The 21,241-nt window shown below is 48.3% G+C and carries 19 protein-coding genes; 5 read left to right on the forward strand and 14 right to left on the reverse strand.

What is annotated here, in order from left to right; all coding sequences use genetic code 11:
- Nucleotides 1-81: 81 nt before the first annotated feature.
- From BOC67_RS23450 to BOC67_RS23485, 8 genes are all read right to left on the reverse strand, one after another.
- A complete protein-coding gene (locus BOC67_RS23450) occupies nucleotides 82-492 on the reverse strand; it encodes an OsmC family protein (protein WP_291914303.1) in 411 nt (136 codons plus the stop codon).
- Between the two features lie 188 nt (nucleotides 493-680).
- Nucleotides 681-1,208, reverse strand: coding sequence for a YceI family protein (locus BOC67_RS23455; protein WP_291914306.1), 528 nt, complete (start codon nucleotides 1,206-1,208; stop codon nucleotides 681-683).
- A 62-nt stretch (nucleotides 1,209-1,270) separates the two neighbouring features.
- On the reverse strand, nucleotides 1,271-2,140 hold the full coding sequence (locus BOC67_RS23460) for a pirin family protein (protein WP_291914309.1): 870 nt from the start codon (nucleotides 2,138-2,140) through the stop codon (nucleotides 1,271-1,273).
- Nucleotides 2,141-2,283: 143 nt separating this feature from the next.
- Nucleotides 2,284-3,189 (reverse strand): helix-turn-helix domain-containing protein, encoded by a 906-nt coding sequence (locus BOC67_RS23465; protein ID WP_291914312.1) that lies wholly within the window; start codon nucleotides 3,187-3,189, stop codon nucleotides 2,284-2,286.
- Complete coding sequence (locus BOC67_RS23470) at nucleotides 3,182-3,973, reverse strand: segregation/condensation protein A (protein ID WP_291914315.1); 792 nt, start codon at nucleotides 3,971-3,973, stop codon at nucleotides 3,182-3,184. The genes BOC67_RS23465 and BOC67_RS23470 overlap by 8 nt, the downstream gene beginning before the upstream one ends.
- Before the next feature lie 74 nt (nucleotides 3,974-4,047).
- Nucleotides 4,048-4,995, reverse strand: a complete 948-nt coding sequence (locus tag BOC67_RS23475) for a DUF3078 domain-containing protein (RefSeq protein ID WP_291914318.1) — start codon at nucleotides 4,993-4,995, stop codon at nucleotides 4,048-4,050.
- Nucleotides 4,996-5,098: 103 nt separating this feature from the next.
- On the reverse strand, nucleotides 5,099-5,527 hold the full coding sequence (gene mscL, locus BOC67_RS23480) for a large conductance mechanosensitive channel protein MscL (protein ID WP_291914320.1): 429 nt from the start codon (nucleotides 5,525-5,527) through the stop codon (nucleotides 5,099-5,101).
- Nucleotides 5,528-5,604: 77 nt separating this feature from the next.
- Complete coding sequence (locus BOC67_RS23485) at nucleotides 5,605-6,351, reverse strand: PPK2 family polyphosphate kinase (protein WP_291914323.1); 747 nt, start codon at nucleotides 6,349-6,351, stop codon at nucleotides 5,605-5,607.
- 118 nt (nucleotides 6,352-6,469) lie between these two features.
- Between BOC67_RS23485 and BOC67_RS23490 the strand changes: the two genes are divergently transcribed.
- Nucleotides 6,470-7,345: a DMT family transporter gene (locus tag BOC67_RS23490; RefSeq protein ID WP_291914325.1), complete on the forward strand. Its 876-nt coding sequence runs from the start codon at nucleotides 6,470-6,472 to the stop codon at nucleotides 7,343-7,345.
- Nucleotides 7,346-7,400: 55 nt separating this feature from the next.
- On the opposite strand, the gene frr is transcribed toward BOC67_RS23490, so the two are convergent.
- Both frr and BOC67_RS23500 read right to left on the reverse strand, forming a co-directional pair.
- A complete protein-coding gene (gene frr / locus BOC67_RS23495; protein WP_291914327.1) occupies nucleotides 7,401-7,964 on the reverse strand; it encodes a ribosome recycling factor in 564 nt (187 codons plus the stop codon).
- 124 nt (nucleotides 7,965-8,088) lie between these two features.
- Entirely contained in the window at nucleotides 8,089-9,246 is a 1,158-nt protein-coding gene (locus tag BOC67_RS23500; protein WP_291914329.1) for a glycosyltransferase family 4 protein, read from the reverse strand.
- A 162-nt stretch (nucleotides 9,247-9,408) separates the two neighbouring features.
- Between BOC67_RS23500 and BOC67_RS23505 the strand changes: the two genes are divergently transcribed.
- Nucleotides 9,409-10,245: a transketolase gene (locus tag BOC67_RS23505; RefSeq protein WP_291914332.1), complete on the forward strand. Its 837-nt coding sequence runs from the start codon at nucleotides 9,409-9,411 to the stop codon at nucleotides 10,243-10,245.
- Nucleotides 10,246-10,325: 80 nt separating this feature from the next.
- Here the strand turns inward: BOC67_RS23505 and BOC67_RS23510 are convergent, their stop codons facing one another.
- The gene (locus BOC67_RS23510; RefSeq protein ID WP_291914334.1) at nucleotides 10,326-11,549 is read right to left on the reverse strand and encodes an FtsX-like permease family protein; all 1,224 of its coding nucleotides are present in this window, start codon (nucleotides 11,547-11,549) and stop codon (nucleotides 10,326-10,328) included.
- A gap of 39 nt (nucleotides 11,550-11,588) precedes the next feature.
- The gene (rbfA, locus tag BOC67_RS23515) at nucleotides 11,589-11,987 is read right to left on the reverse strand and encodes a 30S ribosome-binding factor RbfA (RefSeq protein ID WP_291914337.1); all 399 of its coding nucleotides are present in this window, start codon (nucleotides 11,985-11,987) and stop codon (nucleotides 11,589-11,591) included.
- 91 nt (nucleotides 11,988-12,078) lie between these two features.
- Here rbfA and BOC67_RS23520 point away from each other — a divergent pair, with 91 nt between their 5' ends.
- A complete protein-coding gene (locus BOC67_RS23520; protein WP_291914339.1) occupies nucleotides 12,079-13,911 on the forward strand; it encodes an ABC transporter ATP-binding protein in 1,833 nt (610 codons plus the stop codon).
- A 171-nt stretch (nucleotides 13,912-14,082) separates the two neighbouring features.
- Nucleotides 14,083-15,609 carry a glycosyltransferase gene (locus BOC67_RS23525; protein WP_291914342.1) on the forward strand — a complete coding sequence of 509 codons (1,527 nt, stop codon included), beginning with the start codon at nucleotides 14,083-14,085 and terminating at the stop codon, nucleotides 15,607-15,609.
- 92 nt (nucleotides 15,610-15,701) lie between these two features.
- On the opposite strand, the gene BOC67_RS23530 is transcribed toward BOC67_RS23525, so the two are convergent.
- A complete protein-coding gene (locus BOC67_RS23530; protein ID WP_291914345.1) occupies nucleotides 15,702-16,727 on the reverse strand; it encodes a TraR/DksA C4-type zinc finger protein in 1,026 nt (341 codons plus the stop codon).
- A 6-nt stretch (nucleotides 16,728-16,733) separates the two neighbouring features.
- Nucleotides 16,734-20,060, reverse strand: a complete 3,327-nt coding sequence (gene ileS / locus BOC67_RS23535; protein ID WP_291914348.1) for an isoleucine--tRNA ligase — start codon at nucleotides 20,058-20,060, stop codon at nucleotides 16,734-16,736.
- 252 nt (nucleotides 20,061-20,312) lie between these two features.
- On the opposite strand from ileS, the gene BOC67_RS23540 reads away from it, so the two are divergent.
- Complete coding sequence (locus tag BOC67_RS23540) at nucleotides 20,313-20,777, forward strand: PepSY-like domain-containing protein (RefSeq protein ID WP_291914351.1); 465 nt, start codon at nucleotides 20,313-20,315, stop codon at nucleotides 20,775-20,777.
- The last annotated feature ends 464 nt before the right edge of the window (nucleotides 20,778-21,241 follow it).

Genomic DNA, 21,241 nt, shown 5'->3' on the forward strand with positions numbered 1-21,241 from the left:
AAAGGGTGGACATTTTACCATGGCCGTAAAAAAGAAAGAGGCCGCGCAGTGCAGCCTCTCTATGCCTTATTACGGGTACGCTTACACTAAAGCAGCGTCCATGGTAATTTTAGTATTCAGCAGTTTGGAGATAGGGCAGTTTGCTTCCGCATCTTTTGCGAACTCAGCAAATTTTTCTGCATCCAGGCCTGGTACGCTTGCTTTCACATCCAGGTGGCTTTCCACGATAGCGCCATTTTCGAAGGTAATGGTGCATTTGGTATCGATGTTACCAGGAGTCAGACCAGCACCGGAAATGATGAAGCTCAGTTTCATGGTAAAGCAGCCTGCATGGGCAGCTGCAATCAGTTCTTCAGGGTTGGTACCTGCGCCATCTTCGAAGCGGCTGCTGAAAGAATATGGCGTGTTATTGAGGGCGCCGGCCTGGGAAGTCAGCGTACCTTTACCTTCTTTACCTGTTCCTTGCCAATTGGCAGATGCAAATCTTTTCATGTTTGATATTTTACTTTTTGCGGTGAAAATAGCAGTGTAGGCCGCCAAATTACAAATTAATTCCGGATTTTACCGGAAGCTAAAAAGGGCTTCCATACATAATAATGCATGAAAGCCCTTTTCTGTTCCAGTCTGTCGGTATATAGTCCGTTTCTGCGAATTCTTCCGGTTGCTTATGTACTTTTTTATTATTGCTGTTTTACCATTTGAACGCTCGCCAGCAGTTTTACTTCATCGCTCAGCATTACGCCGCCGGTTTCCGTAACTGCATGGAAAGTGAGGCCGAAATCTTTACGGTTGATTTTACCGCTGAGTTCAAAACCTGCTTTAGTCTGACCCCATGGATCCACCACTTCGCCGCCAAATTCCACTTTCAGTTCCACCGGACGGGTATTGTCGCGGATGGTGAGGTCGCCGATCAGTTTATAGTTTTCATCATCTACTTTTTTCACTTCAGTGGAAACGAATTTCAGTTTAGGATACTTTTCCGCTTCAAAGAAGTCGCTCTGCAGCAGGTGCTGATCGCGCTGCGCATTCTGCGTAGTGATGCTGTTAACGTCCGCTTCGAAAGTGATTTTCGCATTGGAGAAATCACTGCCATCTGTTTGCATGGTAGCATCGAAAGCGCCGAACTGTCCGGTAACGGTAGTGATCATCAGGTGTTTCACTTTGAATTGAACGTCGCTGTGAGTAGGATCTATTTTCCAGGTTGTCATATACTGTGTTTTTGTGTGTTATAAATTGTTTTTTTATTTTTTCGGGAGATATTAATGCTGTATTACAGGAATCCCATCTTTCCGGCGTTATAGTCTTCGATGGCCTGGACGATTTCCTCTTCATTATTCATCACAAACGGGCCATATGCGAAGATCGGCTCATCAATAGGTTCGCCGCTAAGCAGCAGGATGGAAGCGTCTTCCAGGGCGGTGATGGTAATGTCGGTACCATTTTTATCGAAGAAGAGCGTTTCTACTGCAGTGCCGGTTGTTCCGTCAAAATCAGCCTGTCCGTGCATGATCACTGCCATGGTGTTAAAATGCGCAGGGAAGGCAGCCGTTACGGTATCGCCTTTTTTCAACTGCACGTCCAGTACGTTTACCGGGGAGTAGGTGCTGGCAGCGCCTTTCTGGCCGTTGAATTCACCGGCGATCACACGCAGGTAGCTGTTGCCGGACAGCTGTACAACGGGGATTTCCGCTTTGGTCAGGTTCTGGTAATGCGGCTGCTCAGATTTATACGCTTTAGGCAGGTTTACCCAGAGCTGCGCCATTTCTACCTTTCCGCCTTGTTTGCTGAAGGCTGTTTCATGTTTTTCTTCGTGTACGATGCCATTTGCGGCAGTCATCCACTGCACATCGCCGGGCGCCAGTTTACCGTAGCTGCCGGTGGAGTCGCGGTGTTCCAGGGCTCCCTGGTACACCACTGTAACGGTTTCAAACCCTTTGTGCGGGTGTTGGTCCACACCGCGGGGCCTGTTGGTGGGAGGGAAGTAGGCAGGCGCGCCGTAGTCCATTAAGATGAACGGGCTTACGCGGTTACCTTCATTCCTGGTACCTCCGGGCAGTACGCTGTGTACCCTGAAACCATCGCCTACCATGTGAGGGGCAGGTGCTTTATAAATGTCTGTTACATGTTTTACTGTTTTCATATTGTCCTCCTGTTAAGACGATACAAAATTACGTGTTGCAACATCGATGTAAAATGGATAAAACTCAGGGAGTAATGGACTTTTTTTGGGGGAGGTTCCCGGGGAGGTGATATGAATAGGTAAAAAGCCTGGGGTTTTTGTGGTTATTCCGCCGGATTCACCGCCCTCGACGCCTCCTTAAACTCGGAAGGACTCTGGTTCGTGTACTTCTTAAAAAACCGGCTGAAATAATGCGGGTCTTCAAACCCCAGCTTATACGCAATCTCCTTCGCGGTAAGATCCGTAAAATGCAAATAGCGCTGGGCTTCCAGGATCACCCGGTTACGGATATGCTCCCCGGCGGTAATCCCGGATAATTGCTTGCTGATTTCATTCAGCAGCACCGGCTTGATATATAATAAATTAGCGTAATCCGAAACATTTTTCAGCTCTACATACTTCTCCTCAATTAAATTCTTGAAATTCAGGAAGATAGAGCTGTTGTGCGCACTGGTTTGCTCCGGTGTGGAAATAACGCTTTCCCCTTTCACCCGGGAAGCCAGTACCAGGAAATAACGGAGCAGGCCATGCAGGGCGGTATCATAATCAGGCTCCTGCAGACTCAGTTCCTTCATCATCAGGCTGATTACCGCTTCAAAATCCTTTGATTCTTCTTCGTTAAGCCGGATGATGGAGCTAAACTGGTTATTGAAAAACAGGCTGGATTTAATGGCGGAGACCTGCGACTGATCCCGCAGGCACATAAAAGCATCCTGGAAGGCGATCATATAGCCTTCAATCTTCTCGCTGGACCGGATGTTGTGCACCTGGCCCGGCGCCAGGAAGAACAGGGTATTTTCCTTCACCTCATGCACTACCGAATCAATCGTCTGGGTGAGCTTTCCGCTTTTGATCCAATAAATGGTGTAGAAATCATGCCGGTGCGGCACGCCTATCTGCTGGAAAAAAGTATTTCCCAACTCGCACAATCCGGATACGATAAAAGTAGGATTGGTATGCGCATAATCCGGTAAGGACACAATTTCAATATTACCACGTTTCTCAGCCATCGATTACTACTCCTGCAGGTTCTTCCTCCCTGTCGGAAGGATCTATGTATTCAATAATAAAGTTATTTCTGCCTTCGCCCACCATAATGCCCAAATGCTTCATCTGTACCAGTTCCAGCATACTGAGGAAGAGGAAGATGGCATGCACCCTGTCTTTACAGTGATCAAAGATTTTTTCAAAAGATAAAGTCCTTTCAGCGCGGGCCAGCTCCTCCATGTACATCCTGGAACCTTCCATGGTATAATCGTACTTGTACACCACGTGCTGGGGCTTGTTATCCCGCTCTTTCATACGCTGCATCACCTTTTCAAACGTTTTCGCCAGTTTGAAAAGGGTAAGCGTCTGCACTTCTGTGCCCTCGCTGGTAGCCTCGCCGATTTCAGCGAGCTCCTTCTGGATATTTCCGCGCTTCACCGCCAGCAGCCGCTCCGCCTCCATTTCAGCCAGTTCCATGGCCGCCTGCTTGTAACGCTTGTATTCCAGGATCTTATCAATCAGCTCCAGTCGCGGATCAATCTCGTTCCCCTGCTCATCCAGCTCCTTGCGCGGCAAAAGCATCTTGGCTTTGATACGCATCAGCGTGGATACAAACAGGATGAACTCACTCGCCAGTTCAATATTGAGCGACTCAATATGATGGATATAATCCAGGAAGTCCTGCGTCAGCTTGTTGATGGGGATATTGTAAATATCCAGTTCATCGCGCTCGATGAAAAACAACAACAGGTCAAACGGTCCTTCGAACTGCGGTAGTACTATTTTGTAGGTAGATTGTTCAGCCACGGTATCTGTTTAATTATCGCAGGGGCTGAAAATTCAGCCCCTGCATATATCAAAAATAACAAAATTCCCGCTAATCAAAACTTCGCCGTAAACCCGATCCCGATTACCTGCTTGATCTGCAGTCGGGCCCCTTCCACGCCGGTTTTGCTGTCCTTGATCTTGGTGTCATCGTCATAGATCATGTCCAGCGTAAGCAGGGCGGAAATCCACTTGTTCACCTTCAGTTCCAATGCGTTGGTTAAGAACATATCCACATTCTGCGGGTTATGCCGGTAGTCGGAGAAAAGGTCTAACCGGCCCTTATATGTCATATTCTTTGCAAATGTTTTAATATAATTGGCAGAGAGATAAGCACCCATCTCATATTTCATGTGTTTGCCTGAATCCACGCCAAAAGCACCCATTCTGGACAGGTATTGGTCCATCACCACTACGAAACGGGCCGTAATGGGAGAAAGGAAGAGGGAAAAGTCCTTATTGGGCTTGTAATCAAAACCCGGAGATACCAGCACATAGGCAGGGGAAAAAAACGTAGAGTTAAACTGCGGCGTGGTATCAGATGGGTACAGGTAACCGTCGGTAAACTGGGTCCTGAGGTTCACCAGCCCGCTTACAAACCAGTTTCTGCCAATATCATAGCCATATTTGGAGGTCAGGTCAATGCGGTCGTCACTCTTACGGCTGCCCAAACTGGTGGTATTGATATAACCGTAGGCCAGGTCTGCCACGTTACTCCATTCTCTCCGCCCATTTTTATAATTAGCCCACGCAAAAATGGTGGACCCCAGCGAAAAGGAAAAGTTGTCGCCCCCTGCAGCCCAGTTACTCAGGGAGCCCTGGTTGATGTTCACGTTAATGTTCATTCCCTTGAACCAGAGCTTGGGGATAGTATCTTTATCATCTCTCTTCTTCAGCTTCTTGGCCGCTTCATCCCGGTCCGTCTTCATCCAGTCATTTTGTGCCTGCGCCGTAAACACAAACACGCACAGCAGGCATGCTATGGATAAAGTAAATTTTCTCATCTATTTGATATTTAAGTTTGGATTATACAAAAGCAGGAAAGAAAAGAACCATGCCCGCAGGCATGATCCTTTTCTAAATCATTACAGCGTATATGCGATAAGGTTATTTGGATTTGATAGCATCGCGGATTTCGATGAGCAGTTTCTCCTGGGTGGTAAGTTCAGCAGGAGCAGGGGCTTCTTCTTTCTTACGGGTAAGCCTGTTCATGAATTTCACCAACATGAAAATACAGAAAGCGATAATCACGAAATCAAGCACGCTTTGGAGGAACGCTCCCCAGGCCAGCACGTTTACACCCGCCGCCTTGGCTTCTTCCAGCGTTTTGAAGTTGGTGGTGTTATCGAAGGATAACACAGTGAATTTGTCCTTAAAGTTCACACCGTTTAAGAAAATACTAACGATAGGCATCAATAAGTTATCCACGAGTGATGTAACGATCTTTCCAAAAGCGCCTCCAATAATCACACCCACAGCAAGATCCATTACATTGCCCTTTAAAGCAAATTCTTTAAACTCCTTAATGAACGACATAATGAAAGGTTTTAGTGGTTAAAGTTTCTGTAAACAAAAGTAGTATTTAAATACGGAACGCATTCATTGACAATCTATTATTTCTTCAGACGGGGATATTTCATCTTCAGGGATTTTAGTGTATCCCTCAACGTTAACGCAATCAGGTATTCCTTGTACCAGTTCTGATCTGCCGGCACGACCATCCAGGGGATGTAGTTACAGTTGTTGATCGCATCCTCATACGCGCTCATGTATTTGTCCCAGAGCTTTGACTCTTCCAGGTCCTTCTCATTGTATTTCCACATTTTCCGCGGATCTTCCGTACGCTCTACGAGGCGCTGCTGCTGCGCTTCGTGGGATACGTGCAGGTAAAATTTCAGGATCTGCGTGTTCCCGTGCACTGCCAGCAACTTCTCAAAATCATTGATAGCATCCATCCGCTTATAGGCGGTTTTATCATCGATCCACTTATGCACCCGTTGGATGAGGATATCCTCGTAGTGCGACCGGTTAAACACCTGGATCATGCCTCTTCCCGGAGCATGCTGATGTACGCGCCAGAGGAAATCGTGATCCGCCTCTTCAGGGGTAGGCGCTTTAAAGGAATGAACGGTAACGCCCTGCGGATTTAGCGTGCCGGTAACGTTCTTTATTACGCCGTCCTTGCCGCTGGCGTCCATGCCCTGCACAATCAGCAATACGCTATGCTTATGCTCTGCGTACATTAAGTTCTGTAACTCGTCCAACTCCTCCAATATCTCTTTGGTAAGGGCCTTGGTTTTGTCTTTATCAAATTTTTTGGGTGCTGAAGTTTTGATGTCTGCTAACTTGATTTTGCCCATAGCTATTTGGTTCTTAATTTAAATGTAACAAAATGTAGCCAGTAGTGTTGACTTAGCACCTATTCTTTTTGATATCTGATCGTATAATCTCACCTTTGCTGTCATAAAATTCTGCCACTTGAACCAACGAATAGTAAACTGGGGCATATTTCTGCTATTGTCGCTCACCTGGGGTAGCTCCTTCATCTTAATGAAAATAGGGCTGGAAGCCTTTAGGCCTTACCAGGTAGCCAGTCTGCGACTGGTAGCCGCCGGCCTGGCGCTATTGCCCTTCCTGCCCAAGGCCCTGAAGGCAACGCCTATACGTAAATTACCCATTATCATCCTATCCGGCCTGCTGGGCAACGGCATCCCGGCCTTCCTCTTTTGCCTGGCCGAAACCCGGATCGACAGCTCCCTGGCCGGCATCCTCAACTCGCTCACCCCGCTGATGGCCCTCGTTACCGGCTTCCTTATCTTCAAGGCGCCCATCAAAAAGAAACAGCTAACCGGCGTTTGCGTAGGCCTGCTGGGAGTAGTGCTCCTCTTCAGCAGCAAAGGTGTTGCAACAGATAAATATTGGTATTATGGCCTGCTGGTCATTGCAGCCACTATCAGCTATGGGGCCAACATCAGCCTGGTAGGGCACCACCTGCAAGGCTTCGGCTCCTTACAACTGGGATCGATCGCCATGTTCTTCTGTGGCATGTTTACCCTGCCGGTATTACTATTTACGGATTTCTTTCCACAGTTTGCCGGGCCGGCGGCGCCCTGGCGCTCGCTGGGAGCGGGGTTGATACTGGGCGTTATGGGTACCGGCGTGGCCGCCGTGCTATTTTACCTGCTGATCCGCAGGGCAGGAGGGATGGCCGCCTCCATGGTCACTTATGCATTACCGATAGTGGCAATGGGCTGGGGCTTCCTGGCCAATGAACCCATCACCTGGATGCAGGTTGCCTGTATGTTTATCATCCTCTTCGGCGTGTACCTGGTCAACAAGGCCAAAAAAGCATAAAAAAAGCTCCGGATGACACACCCGGAGCTTTTTTAAATATGATTGCCGACCAGCCTTAGATAGACATGATTTCTTTTTCTTTGGCTTCGCAATGCTTGTCGATCAGGACAATATTTTTGTCGGTCAGCTGCTGGATATCAGCCTCTGCATCCTTCGCGGTATCCTCGCTCAGACCTTCTTTCTGCAGTTTCTTGATACTTTCAATGGCTTCGCGGCGGATATTACGAACGGCAATTTTTGCCTGTTCACCTTCTCCGTTCACCCTTTTCACAAATTCCCTTCTTCTTTCTTCCGTGAGTGGTGGCAGGAATAAACGGATAATTACACCGTCGTTCTGAGGGTTCAGACCGATATTGGATGCGATGATCGCCCTTTCAATCGGCTGAAGCATATTTTTTTCCCATGGTTGAATAGTCAGCGTACGGGCATCGGCAACAGCAACATTGGCCACCTGATTCAGTGCAGTGGGAGCGCCGTAATAATCCACATGAATACCATCCAGAATTTGTGGATTGGCTTTACCAGCTCTGACTTTTGTCAATTCCACTTCCAGGTGCCCGATGGCTTTCTTCATCGAGTCCGCTGCATCATCAAGGATAAGCGTTAGATCGTCTTGCATAACATAAATAGTTAAGTGCCTGCAAACCTACAGGTTTTCTTTTAATCGTCAAAGTATAGCGCTGTTTAAGCTACTAAAAAAGGGTAGCAAATGCTTGCTACCCTTGTAAAATATGGTAAGACGTTTACTTATCCTGTAATACGCCGTCGTTGGTCACTCTCAAAATCTTAGGGGGAGTCTGGTGCGCTACATTTTCAGGCGTAGCCACCTGGAGGTTCACGGCCGTTTGCGCCTCAGCGAGGGCAGCCAGCTTGCGTTTGCGGGCCAGGTACAGAATACCGGTCAGCCCCATGGCAGAGGTAACTACCACTACCACCATCGCCGTGGTGCCAATGCCCTGTAAAGCGAAGGCTGCGGCAATGTAAACGGCATTTACCGTTACGGATACCAGTGTAGTTTGCTTATGGTTGAGTTTCAGATCCAGCAGGTAGTGGTGGATGTGATTTCTGTCGGCAGAAAACGGCGAACGCCCTTGCAGCATTCTTACGGCAAACACCCGGAGGGTATCAAAAAGCGGCACGATCAGTATCGCTACAGCCACGCCCGGGGTAGCGGTGATCGGCATTTTACCGGCCGGGTTGCCTGCCACGTCGATGAATTTGATCACCAGCACGGCATTTACCAACCCGATCAGGAGCGAGCCGGTGTCGCCCATGAATATTTTGGCAGGGGAGATATTGTAAATCAGGAAGCTAGCCAGTCCGCCGGCCAGGGAGAAGCCCAGCACCGCATAGGTGATTTCGCCCACGTGCAGGAAATACGCTCCCAGGATGGCGCTCACCAGCAATCCGATGCTACCGGCCTGCCCGTCTACCCCGTCAATGAGGTTAAAGGCGTTGATCACCACGATGAAGGTGAAATAGGTAAGCATCAGGCTGATACTGCCCGGCAATTCATATATACCCAGGAAGCCATACATGTTGGAAATCTGCAGGTTACCGAGATAAATGATTGCAAATGAGGCAAGTAGCTGTCCGATTAATTTTTTAAGGGGAGATAACCCAACGATGTCATCCTTCATTCCCACCATGAAAATGATGAAAAATGCCGCCATCATGTACTGGAAGGGGGAGTTTTGCAGCACGGGTACGCAAACCGCAGCTGCAATGATGAAGCCTGAGAAAAAGCCCATTCCGCCAAGGGTGGGAATACGCTTCTTGTGAGCTTTCCTTTCGTCCGGTTCGTCGTAGAGGTGTTTTAATTCCGCGACCTTAATAAGGATCGGAATTGAAAAATAGGTCACAACAAAACTTAGGACGGTAGCAATTAATACATTCTCCATTTATCGGGGGGTTAGAGTGCAAAGATATTAATTTCAACGAAATGTGTAAATATTAGCTGAAAAAATAAAGATTTTGTGATATTTTGGACCCGCAAAAAAACATTCAAACGCCACAATTCTATGAATTCCTCTAGTTTTGCGGCTCTTAAAATCACAAGTATCATGCCACAGCTCCAGGATATAGCTTCACAGGTAAGAAGAGATATAGTACGAATGGTACATGGTGTTCAGAGCGGACACCCAGGTGGTTCCCTCGGCTGCGCCGATTTCCTGACCGCCCTTTACTTTAAGATTATGGATCATAAGCCTACGCCGTTTGATATGGATGGCAAGGACCAGGATCTGTTTTTCTTATCCAATGGTCATATCTCCCCGGTATTTTACAGCGTACTGGCACGTTCAGGATACTTCCCGGTGGCTGAACTGAGCACTTTCCGCAAGCTCAACTCCCGCCTGCAAGGGCACCCCACCACCCACGAACACCTGCCAGGCGTACGCATCGCCTCCGGCTCCCTCGGCCAGGGTATGAGCGTTGCCATCGGCGCCGCGCTGACCAAGAAACTCAACGGCGATAAACATCTCGTGTTCTCCCTCCACGGGGACGGCGAGCTGGAAGAAGGCCAGATCTGGGAAGCCGCTATGTTTGCACCGCATCATAAAGTGGATAACCTCATCATCACCATCGATGCCAACGGCCAACAGATCGACGGTACCACCGCTGACGTAGCCGGCCTGGGCGACATCGGCGCTAAATTCGAAGTATTCGGATGGCACGTGCTTCACATGGATGGCAACAACATGGACGAAGTTGTGGCGACGCTCGAAAAAGCGAAATCCCTCACCGGACAAGGCAAACCTATCTGCATCATTATGAAAACCGTAATGGGCCAGGGGGTTGACTTCATGGAAGGCCACCACGAATGGCATGGTATCGCGCCAAGCGATGAACAACTGGCAAAAGCGCTCGCTCAACTGCCGGAAACACTGGGCGATTACTAATAATTCAACTCATCTTTCATAAAGCAGCAAAGGAGGCCACAGGGCCTCCTTTGCTGCTTTTATAACATCTTTTGCTATCATCAGGTAGCCTTTAAAGCCAGCATCTCCCTGGATGCACGCTTTGCAGGTATCCAGCTCGCGGCCGTTCCTATCACGAGGATAGTGAACAACACCAGCACAAAATCTCCCCAGTACATTATCACCGGGTACGCATCCACCAGGAACGACTGCCCTTCCAGCTTGATCAGCCCAAAGCGCTGCTGCAACAGGCAGAAGATGATCCCCAGACCGCAGCCAAGCCCCCCGCCAATCCCGGCAATGATGAGCCCCTCCGCTAAAAATATCCGCATGATCAGCGAATTGCGGGCGCCCATCGCCTTCAGAATCGTAATATCCTTCTGCTTTTCAATGACCAGCATGTATAAGGAACCGACCATGTTAAAGGCGGCAATCACCAGTATAAAGCTGAGGATCACATATACCACCCACTTCTCCGTTTCCATAATGGCGTAGAGCGACTGGTTCTGCTCAAAGCGGGTCTGCACCTTGTAACCCGGCCCCAGCACCGCGGCGATCCGCTTTTTCAGCAGGTCCTCGCTGACGCCGGGAGCAGCCCCAACTTCCAGGGCCGACATCTCATCCGGTCCCATTTCCAGCAGCTTGCGCAGAAAGGCGATATGCGTAATCACATATTTGCTGTTAAACTCCTGCTGGATGGCAAAAGTCCCGCGGGGATACACAATGCCGCTGTTCAGCGCCTCCTCCGGGATCGTAAATGAAGTAGCGCTACGGCGTGGCACGTAAACCGTAACGGGCGTCAGGCTATGCTTGACGTCTATCCCCAGGGCTCCTTCCAGCTCCAGCCCTAACACGGCCCCGTAGCCTTCTTCATCGCCGGTATTGAAGTCGCCCCTAACGATTTTACCTTTTAGGTCAGCCACTTTGGTGTAATTGCTATCCACCCCTTTCAGGACGGCGATCGTAGGCTCGTCCCCGTACCGCAATACGGCTTTTTCCTCAATCACGGCCGTATAGGCCGCCACGCCGGGGACTTCCGCGATGCGTTTCAGCTGCGCGGCATCCAGCCGGATCGTCTTCCCACTCACCGGCGCCACCTTTACAGAAGGGTAAAAAGAAGAATACAGGGATTTTACCAGGCCTTCAAAGCCATTGAATACACTCAGGATCACAATCAACGCTCCGGCCCCCACCGCAATCGCTCCCACACTCACCCAGGCGATGATGTTAATAGCATTGGTCGACTTCTTGGCCCAGAAATACCGGGATGCAAATTGCCAGATCATATGATTAAGCCAAAAGCCCCGCTGGTAGCGGGACTTTTATTATTTTGTGTCTTTGTTGATATCTGATTTTCCTTTGATGTTGGAGTCGTCTTCCTTGATCTTTTTGAATAATTCCTCCATCTTGAAAACATAATCCAGGGTTTCATCCAAAAAGAAAGTAAGCTCCGGCACCCGGCGCAGTTGCTTGCCTACCCGCTGCCCCAGGGCCTTCTTGATTTCTCCCATACGCTCGTTGATACGGGACAGCATATCATCCTGATCCTTGATCTGGAACATACTCAGGTACACCTTCGCCTCCAGCAGGTCCGGCGTCATCTTCACGGCAGCAATGGAAATCATTCCCCCTTCCAGTACGTTGAAACCCATACGCTGGAAGATATCACTTAATTCCTCCTGAATTAACTGTCCAATTTGTTTTTGCCTCTTAGTTTCCTGCATGTCGTTCAGTTTTTTCGTTAATAAATACGGGTACCGGTGCGAAATTAACCTATTTTTGCCTGTTCTTACAATCAAGACTAAAGAAACAGGAATGAAGACTTTCAAGCGATTATTGGGATATGCTACACCGCTGCATCATTACCTGCCTGAATACGTGATATATACCATCATAGGCATCATATTCGGACTGGTAAATTTTACGGCATTAATACCCCTGTTCGACCTGCTGTTTAACCAGCTGAGCTCAGAAAAGGCGGCACAGAACCTGGTTAAACCGGAGTTTAGCCTTTCGATCGATTATTTTACCGGGCTATTCAAATACCACCTCAGCGCCCTCTTCATACAGGACAAAATGCGGGCCCTTGTATTTGTGGGGCTGTTTATTGCATCCTGTACCATTATTGCCAACGCCGGCAGGTACATGAGCGCACGGGTGATCACCCGCCTGCGCATGACCATGCTCCAACGGGTACGCAACGATCTCTATAAGAAACTGACGGAACAGTCGCTCTCCTTCTTCCACAACCGGAAGAAAGGGGACTTGCTGACCGTGATGTCCAACGATGTGCAGGAAATCGAATCCAACGTGGTAAACGCCATCCAGGTGTTTCTCCGCGATCCGTTTATCATCATTTTCACCTTCGCCACCCTTTTCTACATATCGTTCAAGCTCACGCTGTTCACCCTGTTCTACTTCCCGATATCCGGCCTGGTTATTTCCTACATCAGCAAGCAACTGAAGAAGAAAGGCCACTGGAGCATGGAATGGCTGTCGAAAACCATCAGCATTTTTGAAGAGAGCATCAGCGGCATCCGGATCATACAATCGTTTGGCGCTTCCCGTTATATGCAGGATAAATTCGGCCATGTCAACCACCAGTTCATCAGAACCAGCCGTGCCATGTACAACCAGCGTGAAATGGCTTCTCCCATTTCTGAAATCATGGGCGTTTCCGTGATCCTCATCCTGATCATCTACGGAGGTAGTTTGGTTATTGGGGAGAATCCTACGCTCACCGGTTCGGTATTTATCACGTACCTGATACTTTACTCGCAGATTCTCCAACCGGCCAAAAATATCTCCACTTCAATTACCAATATTCAAAAAGGCCTTGTATCCAGCGAGCGCATCTTCGATGTACTGGATACGCCGGTGGCTATCCGGGAAAAGCCTGATGCCCTTCCGGTGAAAGCCTTCGAGCATTCCATCGTGTACAACAATGTCACCTTCGCATATGAGCAAACACCTGTGCTGAAAAATGTGAACCTGACGATAGAAAAAGGCCAGATCATTGCGCTGGTGGGCAGGAGCGGAGCCGGCAAATCCACCATGGCAGATATATTACCACGGTTTTACGATGTGCAGGAAGGCACTGTTACCATCGATGGTAAGGATGTGCGGGACCTGAAACTGGATGATCTTCGTAGCCTCATGGGCGTAGTATCACAGCAGGCTATCCTCTTCAACGATACGGTGTTCAACAATATCGCCTTCGGCTATCCGGACGCCAGGCTGGAAGATGTGATCCGCGCTGCCAAAATCGCCAATGCGCACGAATTCATTGAGCGGCTGGAAAACGGCTATGATACTTCCATTGGCGACAGCGGCATGAAACTCAGCGGCGGCCAGCGTCAGCGCCTTACCATTGCACGCGCGGTGTTTAAGAATCCGCCTATCATGATTTTGGACGAAGCCACTTCCGCACTGGATACCGAATCAGAAAAACTGGTGCAGGAAGCCCTGGATAAACTGATGGAGAGTCGCACCACGGTGGTTATTGCCCACCGCCTCAGCACCATTCAACATGCCAGCGAGATCATCGTGATGGAGCAGGGCGAAATCGTGGAAAGAGGCAACCACCAGGAGTTATTGGCGAAAGGCGGTATTTATAAACGCCTGGTAGAGATGCAGGAGTTCAAGTAACAATAATATAACGTCATAGGATACACGACTGGCGGCGCCTTTAAAAGGGCGCCGCCTTTTTTTGCGCCCCGGTAGCGGGTTTTATGGTACCGTTTTTGTGATAATGCCTGCCGATAATGCCAACCAGCTCTTTGCAGCTTTATTTTTTTAACCTTTAACATAGCGAACCCTATGATATCAGTCGTAATTCCTGTATTAAACGAAGGCGCAACCATACGCCAGGTTATAAAAACGATAAAGAAGACATCCCGCCAGATAGAAATTATTGTAGTTGACGACAACTCTACAGATAATACCGTAGCTGAAGCGATGAAGGAAGATGTGCGTGTCATTACCAGCAGCCAGCGCGGCAAAGGTATTTCCATGAGGGAAGGAATGATGGCAGCAAAAGGAGATATTATTGCCTATGTAGACGGTGATATACTTACTTACCCTGATAATATTATTGACTTATTAACCATTCCTATTGAAAATGACGAAGCAGATTTCGTTAAATCCTATTTTGAAAGGCAGGCTGGCAGGGTCACGCAACTCGTGGCCAAGCCGCTGCTGAGTATCCTCTTTCCGGAGCTGGCGCACTTTCAGCAGCCCCTCAGCGGTATGATTGCAGCCCGGAAAAATTTACTCACCACGGTACATTTCGAAAATGATTATGGGGTTGATATCGGGTTGTTGATAGACGTACACCTGCAAGGCGCGCGTATTACGGAAGCGAATATCGGCCGCGTGGAGAATGCCATGCAAACCTGGGAGCAACTTAGTAAAATGTCCCGGGAGGTTTCACGGACAATCCTGAAAAAAGCGGAAAACATTCCTACGGAAAACCTGGAAACGCTCGGTAATATCAACGTTATCCGGGAACAGATGGAGTACTCCATCCTCGAAACGATTGAGAAGATGGAGAAGATGGTCATCTTCAACCTGGACCATGCAGTATTCACGCAGGATTACCTGCATTGGGCCGCCATTGCGTTTGATGAAGAGCAACGCTACCTCGCCATACAAGCCGCTGCCCTCACGCCGCTGGAGCGGCTGCGCAAAATCACTGCTTTATTCGAAGGCCGTAACGTTGCGGAATTACTGGAAGTGGCGGATGCTATTCCTATTGTACCGGGTATTGAAACGGTGGTCCAGGAGCTCAAACGCAGGGGTTATGTATGCGGCCTGGTAACGGAGAGCTATGGCTGCGTGGCGCGGCATATCAAGAATAAGCTGGGAATGGATTTCGTGTTCTCGAATAAGATTCAGCTGATCAACAGTGTGGCTACGGGCGAGTTTACCCCGGGCACGCATTTCATGCAGCTGGGCACTTACAGCAAACAGTATCTGCTGGCGCATATTTCAAAAGAGTATGGCATTGCTACGCAAAATATCATCTATGTAGGCGATGGTAAGCATGACGAACAACTGCTCGTAAATGCGGGGATCGGTGTTGCATTTTGTCCACAATATCAGCGGTCGGCTGTAGAAAAGATTGCTGACAAGATCATCACCGGCTTATCGCTGCAGCCATTACTGGAGATTGTTCCGGATGTAGCGCCTGTTAAAAAAGGCATAAAAATTCCGCCTATTAAAATCGATAAACGCAAGGCCACGAAGATCGGCATCGGCAGCCTGGTAGGGCTTGGCGCGGCCAGTTTGCTGTACCTGGCGCTGAGGTCGCGCAGTAGTGCGAAAAAGGCGCAGGCAGCCTGTTAGGTACTGACATGGTAAAGCAGTATATAAAAAACAATGCGCCCTCTCATAAAGTATGAGAGGGCGCTTTATTTTTACGCTATTGCGTGTAAAGCTTATTTGCTTTTAGCCAATTTGGCTTCGATGCTAAGGGTAGCGTGAGGTACTGCTTTCAAACGGGCCTTATCGATGAGTTTACCGGTTACGCGGCAAATACCGTAGGTTTTGTTTTCAATACGTACCAGGGCTTTTTCCAGGTGATCGATAAACTGAATCTGGCGGCTGGCCATCTGGTTAAGTTGTTCTCTTTCCTGGGAACCACTACCATCTTCCATGCTCATATATTTGTTTTCAGTATCGTCAGTACCGGCTTCGTCCTTACGGGTGATCAGGCCTTGCAGGTAGATCAGTTCTTTTTTAGCTGCCTCTAATTTTTTGAGGATAAGGTCTTTGAATTCCTGCAGGTCAGCATCACTATACCTGAATACGGGTCCTACCGGGGTATCGGGTTGATCCAGTACGGATTTGGTAAATTCAGGTTGGTAAGCTACAGTTGCACCGGATTTAACAGCTTTTTTCTCGGTTTTTTCAGCCTTTTCAGGTTTTGCGGCTTTTTCCGCTTTGGCTGGTTTTTCCGCTTTTACTGTTTTTTCCGCTGCTTTTTTTGCGGATTCTTTCTCCTTAGCAACTTGTTCCTTTTCTGCTTTCTTTACTGCCATCGTTTTAAGTTCTTTTTCTTCTGACTTAGAAATTAATGGTTTCTGTTTTTCAGCGGAAACGCTTTTGGTCACCACTAGCTGCTTTTTAGCAGGTTCTTTTTTTACGGTCGATTTTGCAGGTACAGCAACTTTTGCTTTAACGGACGGTGTTTTGCTTTGGAGGGCAGTAGCCTTCTTAGCAACAGGCTTGGCGGCCTTTGGAGCAGCCTTTTTAACAGAAGGTTTCGCAACCACGGCTTTAGAAGCTGCTGGCTTTACAACTTTGGTCGCGGCCGGTTTCGCAGCCGCTTTTTTAGGAGCGGTTGTCGCTTTTTTGGCCGGAGCGGGTGCAGCTTTTTTTGCTGGTGAAGCCTTCTTTTTGTTATCCTTCGCCGAAGCTGCCTTTTGGGTCGATTTGCTAGCAACCTTCTTTTTTGTTGCCATGGGGGATTAGCTTTTTTTGTTAACTAATACATTGAATTTAAGGTCGTTTACCTCTATTTCTGTACCTTCTTGTAGTGCTGCTACTACATCCAAGCTATCTGCCAAAATTTCCGTGCAAATATAGTCATTATAGTTAATAATCGCTGATTTCAGGGAATCTACCGCTGCTACTTTAACATCAATTCTGTCAGTTAGTTCGAAGCCGCTGTCTTTCCGTATTTTCTGAATACGATTAACCAGTTCCCTGGCGTTACCTTCATCCTGCAGCTGTGGCGTAATAGTAATATCAAGTGCTACCGTGAGGGCACCTTTATTGGCTACTGTCCATCCAGGAATATCTTCGGAAATGATCTCTACGTCAGAGAGTTGTATTTGCAACTGCTCACCATCCACTGACAGGGTGTAATTCCCCTCTCTTTCGAGGGCTGCGATGTCAGCATCCGTGAAGGCGTTGATCGCCGCGGCAACTGCTTTCATCCTTGGGCCCATTTTAGCGCCGAGAGATTTGAAGTTAGGTTTAATCTTTTTCTTGATAAAACCTTCCGTTTCCGTAAGATAATCAATCCCTTTAACATTCACTTCACTTTTTATCAGATCTTCCACTTTGGCGATCTGTTCCTGCATGTGCGCGTCCGTTATCGGGATCAGGATCTTCTGCAATGGCTGACGAACCTTGATATTCACTTTCTTGCGTAAGGACAATACCAGGGAAGAAATGTCCTGGGCCAGCTGCATCCTTTCTTCCAGGTCCGGATCGATCGCCTCCGGTTGTACCACAGGGAAGTTGGTATGGTGGATGGATGCTGCGCTGCTGCGTCCGGTGACCTTGTTCAGGTTGTTAAACATCCAGTCGGTAAAGAATGGAGATACCGGCGCCATCAGCTGTATCACTTTTTCCAGGCATTCGTACAGGGTCTGGTAAGCACTAATCTTATCATGTTCGTACTCTCCTTTCCAGAACCTGCGACGGCACAAACGAACGTACCAGTTACTAAGGTGTTCATCCACAAAGCGTTCGATAGCGCGGCCTGCCTGCGTAGGCTCATAGTCATCGAAGTAAGCGGTCACATCCTTCACCAGCGAGTTCAGGTCGGAAATGATCCAGCGGTCAATTTCCGGACGCTCTTCCAGCGGTATATATGCCTCCTTGAAAGTGAAATTATCCAGGTTAGCATACATTGCGAAGAAGTTGTATGTATTATAAAGTGTGCCAAATAATTTTCGTTGCGCTTCCCCGATACCTTTAATATCAAATTTCAGGGAGTCCCAGGGGGAGGCGTTGGTAATCAGGTACCAGCGCGTAGCGTCCGCTCCGAACTGTTCTATGGTCTCAAAAGGGTTCACCACGTTACCGAGGCGCTTACTCATTTTTTGTCCTTTTGCGTCCAGTACGAGTCCGTTGGAAACGACCGTTTTGTAGGCTACGCTGTCAAAAAGCATCACGCCGAGGGCATGCAATGTGTAGAACCATCCACGGGTCTGATCCACACCTTCTGCAATGAAATCCGCAGGGAACGCTTCGCCCTTGTCGAGCGCCGCCTTGTTTTCGAACGGATAATGCCATTGCGCATAAGGCATGGCGCCGGAATCGAACCACACGTCGATCAGATCCGGCTCGCGACGCATTGGCTTACCGGATGGGCTTACCAGGATGATTTCATCCACGTAAGGTTTATGGAGGTCCAGGATACCTTCGTGGAGATAGGATTTATTCACATCTCCCCCTAACACCTCATTGGCTTTGCGGATTTCGGCGTTCAGCTCTTCGATACCGCCGATGCAGATTTCTTCTGTGCCGTCTTCCGTACGCCAGATAGGCAGGGGAGTACCCCAGTAGCGGCTGCGGCTCAGGTTCCAGTCCACCATGTTTTCCAGCCAGTTGCCGAAACGGCCGGTACCCGTGAAGGCCGGCTTCCAGTTGATGGTCTTGTTCAGCTCCACCATCCGGTCTTTCAGCGCGGTGGTTTTGATGAACCAGGCGTCCAGCGGGTAGTAGAGTACCGGTTTATCCGTACGCCAGCAATGTGGGTAGGAGTGTTCATACTTCTCCACCTTGAAGGCGCGGTTTTCCTTCTTGAGTTTCACGGCGATGTCCACATCTACGTCTTTGTAGTCCGGGTCATCTTTATAATTTTTCACATACCTGCCGGAGAATTCGCCAACGTTATCGGTGAATTTACCTTCTTTATCCACCAGGGTGAGTATGCCGATGCCGTATTTTTTACCGACGCGGTTATCGTCCGCACCGAAGGCCGGGGCCGTGTGTACGATACCGGTACCATCTTCCGTGGTAACGAAATCGCCGAGGATCACGCGGAACGGATCCCCCTCTTCCGGCTGTGCATAAGGCAGGAGCTGCTCATAGCGCAGGTTTTCCAGGTCCTTACCCTTAAAGGTGGTGAGGATCTGCCAGGGAATCACTTTATCTCCCTCTTTATAAGCATCGAAATCCGCATTTTCTCCTTCCGGTTTGAAATATTTACCCAGGAGCACTTTTGCCATTACAATATTTATGGGGAGATGTGTGTACTGGTTGAAGGTACGCACCAGCGCATATTCAATATTGGGTCCTACGGTAAGGCCGAGGTTGGAAGGCAGTGTCCATGGGGTGGTCGTCCAGGCCAGGAAGAACACTTCATCATTACCGGCCGCCTCAAAGAGGAACTGCGAGTTGGCTGCTTTCACCGCCTTGAACATGGCTACCACGGTGGTATCCTTTACGTCCTTATAGGTGCCTGGCTGGTTCAGCTCATGGGAGCTCAAACCGGTACCGGCCGCCGGGGAATAAGGCTGGATGCTGACGGATTTGTACAGCAGTCCTTTCTTATACAGGGTTTGGAGGCACCACCAGAGGGACTCAATATATTTATTATCGAAAGTGATGTAAGGATCCTTGAGGTCTACCCAATAACCCATCTTCTGGGTCAGTTCGTCCCACTTATCCTTATATTTTAATACTTCTTTACGGCAGGTGTCGTTGTATTCGGCGATGGATATCTTTTTACCAATATCTTCTTTGGTAATGCCCAGCATTTTTTCCACGCCCAGTTCTACCGGCAGGCCATGGGTATCCCATCCGCCCTTGCGCTTTACCTGGAAGCCCTGCATGGTTTTGTAGCGGCAAACAAGGTCTTTCAGGGTACGTGAAATCACGTGGTGAATACCAGGCAGGCCGTTGGCGCTTGGTGGGCCTTCATAAAATACAAACGGAGCAGCGCCCTCCCGAACTTCCACGCTTTTTTCAAAAGCCTGGTGCTGTTCCCATTGCCGGAGTATCTCTTTCTCTATCTGAGGTAAATTCAGTTGGTTATATTCCTGATATTTGCTGGACATAAAACAATTCCCCGCCCTTTGATGTTATTTGATACAATAATTGATTAAAATTGTGCGAAGTTAATAAAATAGCCCGGGACCGAAAGGCGTTAGTTTACATAAATTACCGGATTTCGAACTTTTTTTGTGGATATTTTAGTAATTTACAATAAAGCAGCGTTATTTTGCGTTTTTGGCATTGTTTTGGTGTCAAAGAGGAAGAATTGAGAAACCTAGTAATTAATTTAACCCAACGGCAAAACCATATCTTATATGAAAAAGTTGACGTTAATTTTTTGCGCGGTCTTAGTCTCTTCCGGCATAACTTTTGCACAGCAAAAAAAATCAGTTAAAAAAACAAAAACTGTTACTCATAAGGTGGAAGCACCTGTTGCAGTAAAAAGCTCTTTTGAACAGAATTTTGCAGGTACAACTGACGCCAAATGGACAAAGACAAGTGCCGGATTTTGGAACGTTAGTTTCCTGAAGGAAAATATTAAAACTGTTGCGCAGTACAATGCGGACGGTGGCTGGATCAGCACCAAAAGCGAATACGACGCACAGTCATTACCGGAGTCAGTGACAACAACACTAAAGACGAAGTATCCGGAAGCAACTATCAAAGATGGTTGGAAAATAGAAAGGGCAGATGTTGCTGCCTACTATAAGGTTAATATTCAGGATAATGGTGCAGATAAGGCAGTGCTACTGAACGAAGCAGGCACCATCACTGAATAACATTAAATTCGTATTTCATAGGTATAGGGATAAATAGGACAGACCCTGCTCTTTTGGGCGGGGTTTTTTTATTTCTCGCGGAGGTTGCTCGCAAAGCGCGCGGAGGTTGCACGCAAAGCGCGCGGAGGTTGCACGCAAAGCGCGCGGAGGAGCTAAGAACGCAAAGGTTAGTAAGGAGGGAAGGGGCTCGCAGAGAGCGCGGAGGAGCTAAGAACGCAAAGGTTAGTAAGGAGGGAAGGGGCTCGCAGAGAGCGCGAAGGAGCTAAGAACGCAAAGGTTAGTAAGAAACAGAGGTTCTTGCAAAGGTGCAAAGGAGCTAAGAAAGCAAAGCTAAGTATCACACATTAAAAAATATTTAAGCAGGAAAGACTGTAAAATAAACTGTGTCAAAGGCTAAAAAAACAAGACCTTTAACACAGTTTTTTTTTATGGAACAACAAGAAAAATTTGACTACGAAGAACTC

This window comes from Chitinophaga sp. CB10 (assembly GCA_001870995.2).
In the GTDB taxonomy this organism is placed as follows: domain Bacteria; phylum Bacteroidota; class Bacteroidia; order Chitinophagales; family Chitinophagaceae; genus Chitinophaga.

What these genes read in the sequence shown, in the direction of transcription:
- BOC67_RS23485 (WP_291914323.1), bottom strand. Translation starts at nt 6,351, where the DNA reads ATGGGCAAAATCAAGTTAGCAGACATCAAAACTTCAGCACCCAAAAAA.
- BOC67_RS23530 (WP_291914345.1), bottom strand. Translation starts at nt 16,727, where the DNA reads ATGGCAACAAAAAAGAAGGTTGCTAGCAAATCGACCCAAAAGGCAGCT.
- rbfA (WP_291914337.1), bottom strand. Translation starts at nt 11,987, where the DNA reads ATGCAGGAAACTAAGAGGCAAAAACAAATTGGACAGTTAATTCAGGAG.
- mscL (WP_291914320.1), bottom strand. Translation starts at nt 5,527, where the DNA reads ATGTCGTTCATTAAGGAGTTTAAAGAATTTGCTTTAAAGGGCAATGTA.
- BOC67_RS23450 (WP_291914303.1), bottom strand. Translation starts at nt 492, where the DNA reads ATGAAAAGATTTGCATCTGCCAATTGGCAAGGAACAGGTAAAGAAGGT.
- BOC67_RS23475 (WP_291914318.1), bottom strand. Translation starts at nt 4,995, where the DNA reads ATGAGAAAATTTACTTTATCCATAGCATGCCTGCTGTGCGTGTTTGTG.
- BOC67_RS23460 (WP_291914309.1), bottom strand. Translation starts at nt 2,140, where the DNA reads ATGAAAACAGTAAAACATGTAACAGACATTTATAAAGCACCTGCCCCT.
- BOC67_RS23455 (WP_291914306.1), bottom strand. Translation starts at nt 1,208, where the DNA reads ATGACAACCTGGAAAATAGATCCTACTCACAGCGACGTTCAATTCAAA.
- BOC67_RS23520 (WP_291914339.1), top strand. Translation starts at nt 12,079, where the DNA reads ATGAAGACTTTCAAGCGATTATTGGGATATGCTACACCGCTGCATCAT.
- BOC67_RS23500 (WP_291914329.1), bottom strand. Translation starts at nt 9,246, where the DNA reads ATGGAGAATGTATTAATTGCTACCGTCCTAAGTTTTGTTGTGACCTAT.
- ileS (WP_291914348.1), bottom strand. Translation starts at nt 20,060, where the DNA reads ATGTCCAGCAAATATCAGGAATATAACCAACTGAATTTACCTCAGATA.
- BOC67_RS23540 (WP_291914351.1), top strand. Translation starts at nt 20,313, where the DNA reads ATGAAAAAGTTGACGTTAATTTTTTGCGCGGTCTTAGTCTCTTCCGGC.
- BOC67_RS23505 (WP_291914332.1), top strand. Translation starts at nt 9,409, where the DNA reads ATGCCACAGCTCCAGGATATAGCTTCACAGGTAAGAAGAGATATAGTA.
- BOC67_RS23510 (WP_291914334.1), bottom strand. Translation starts at nt 11,549, where the DNA reads ATGATCTGGCAATTTGCATCCCGGTATTTCTGGGCCAAGAAGTCGACC.
- BOC67_RS23525 (WP_291914342.1), top strand. Translation starts at nt 14,083, where the DNA reads ATGATATCAGTCGTAATTCCTGTATTAAACGAAGGCGCAACCATACGC.
- frr (WP_291914327.1), bottom strand. Translation starts at nt 7,964, where the DNA reads ATGCAAGACGATCTAACGCTTATCCTTGATGATGCAGCGGACTCGATG.
- BOC67_RS23465 (WP_291914312.1), bottom strand. Translation starts at nt 3,189, where the DNA reads ATGGCTGAGAAACGTGGTAATATTGAAATTGTGTCCTTACCGGATTAT.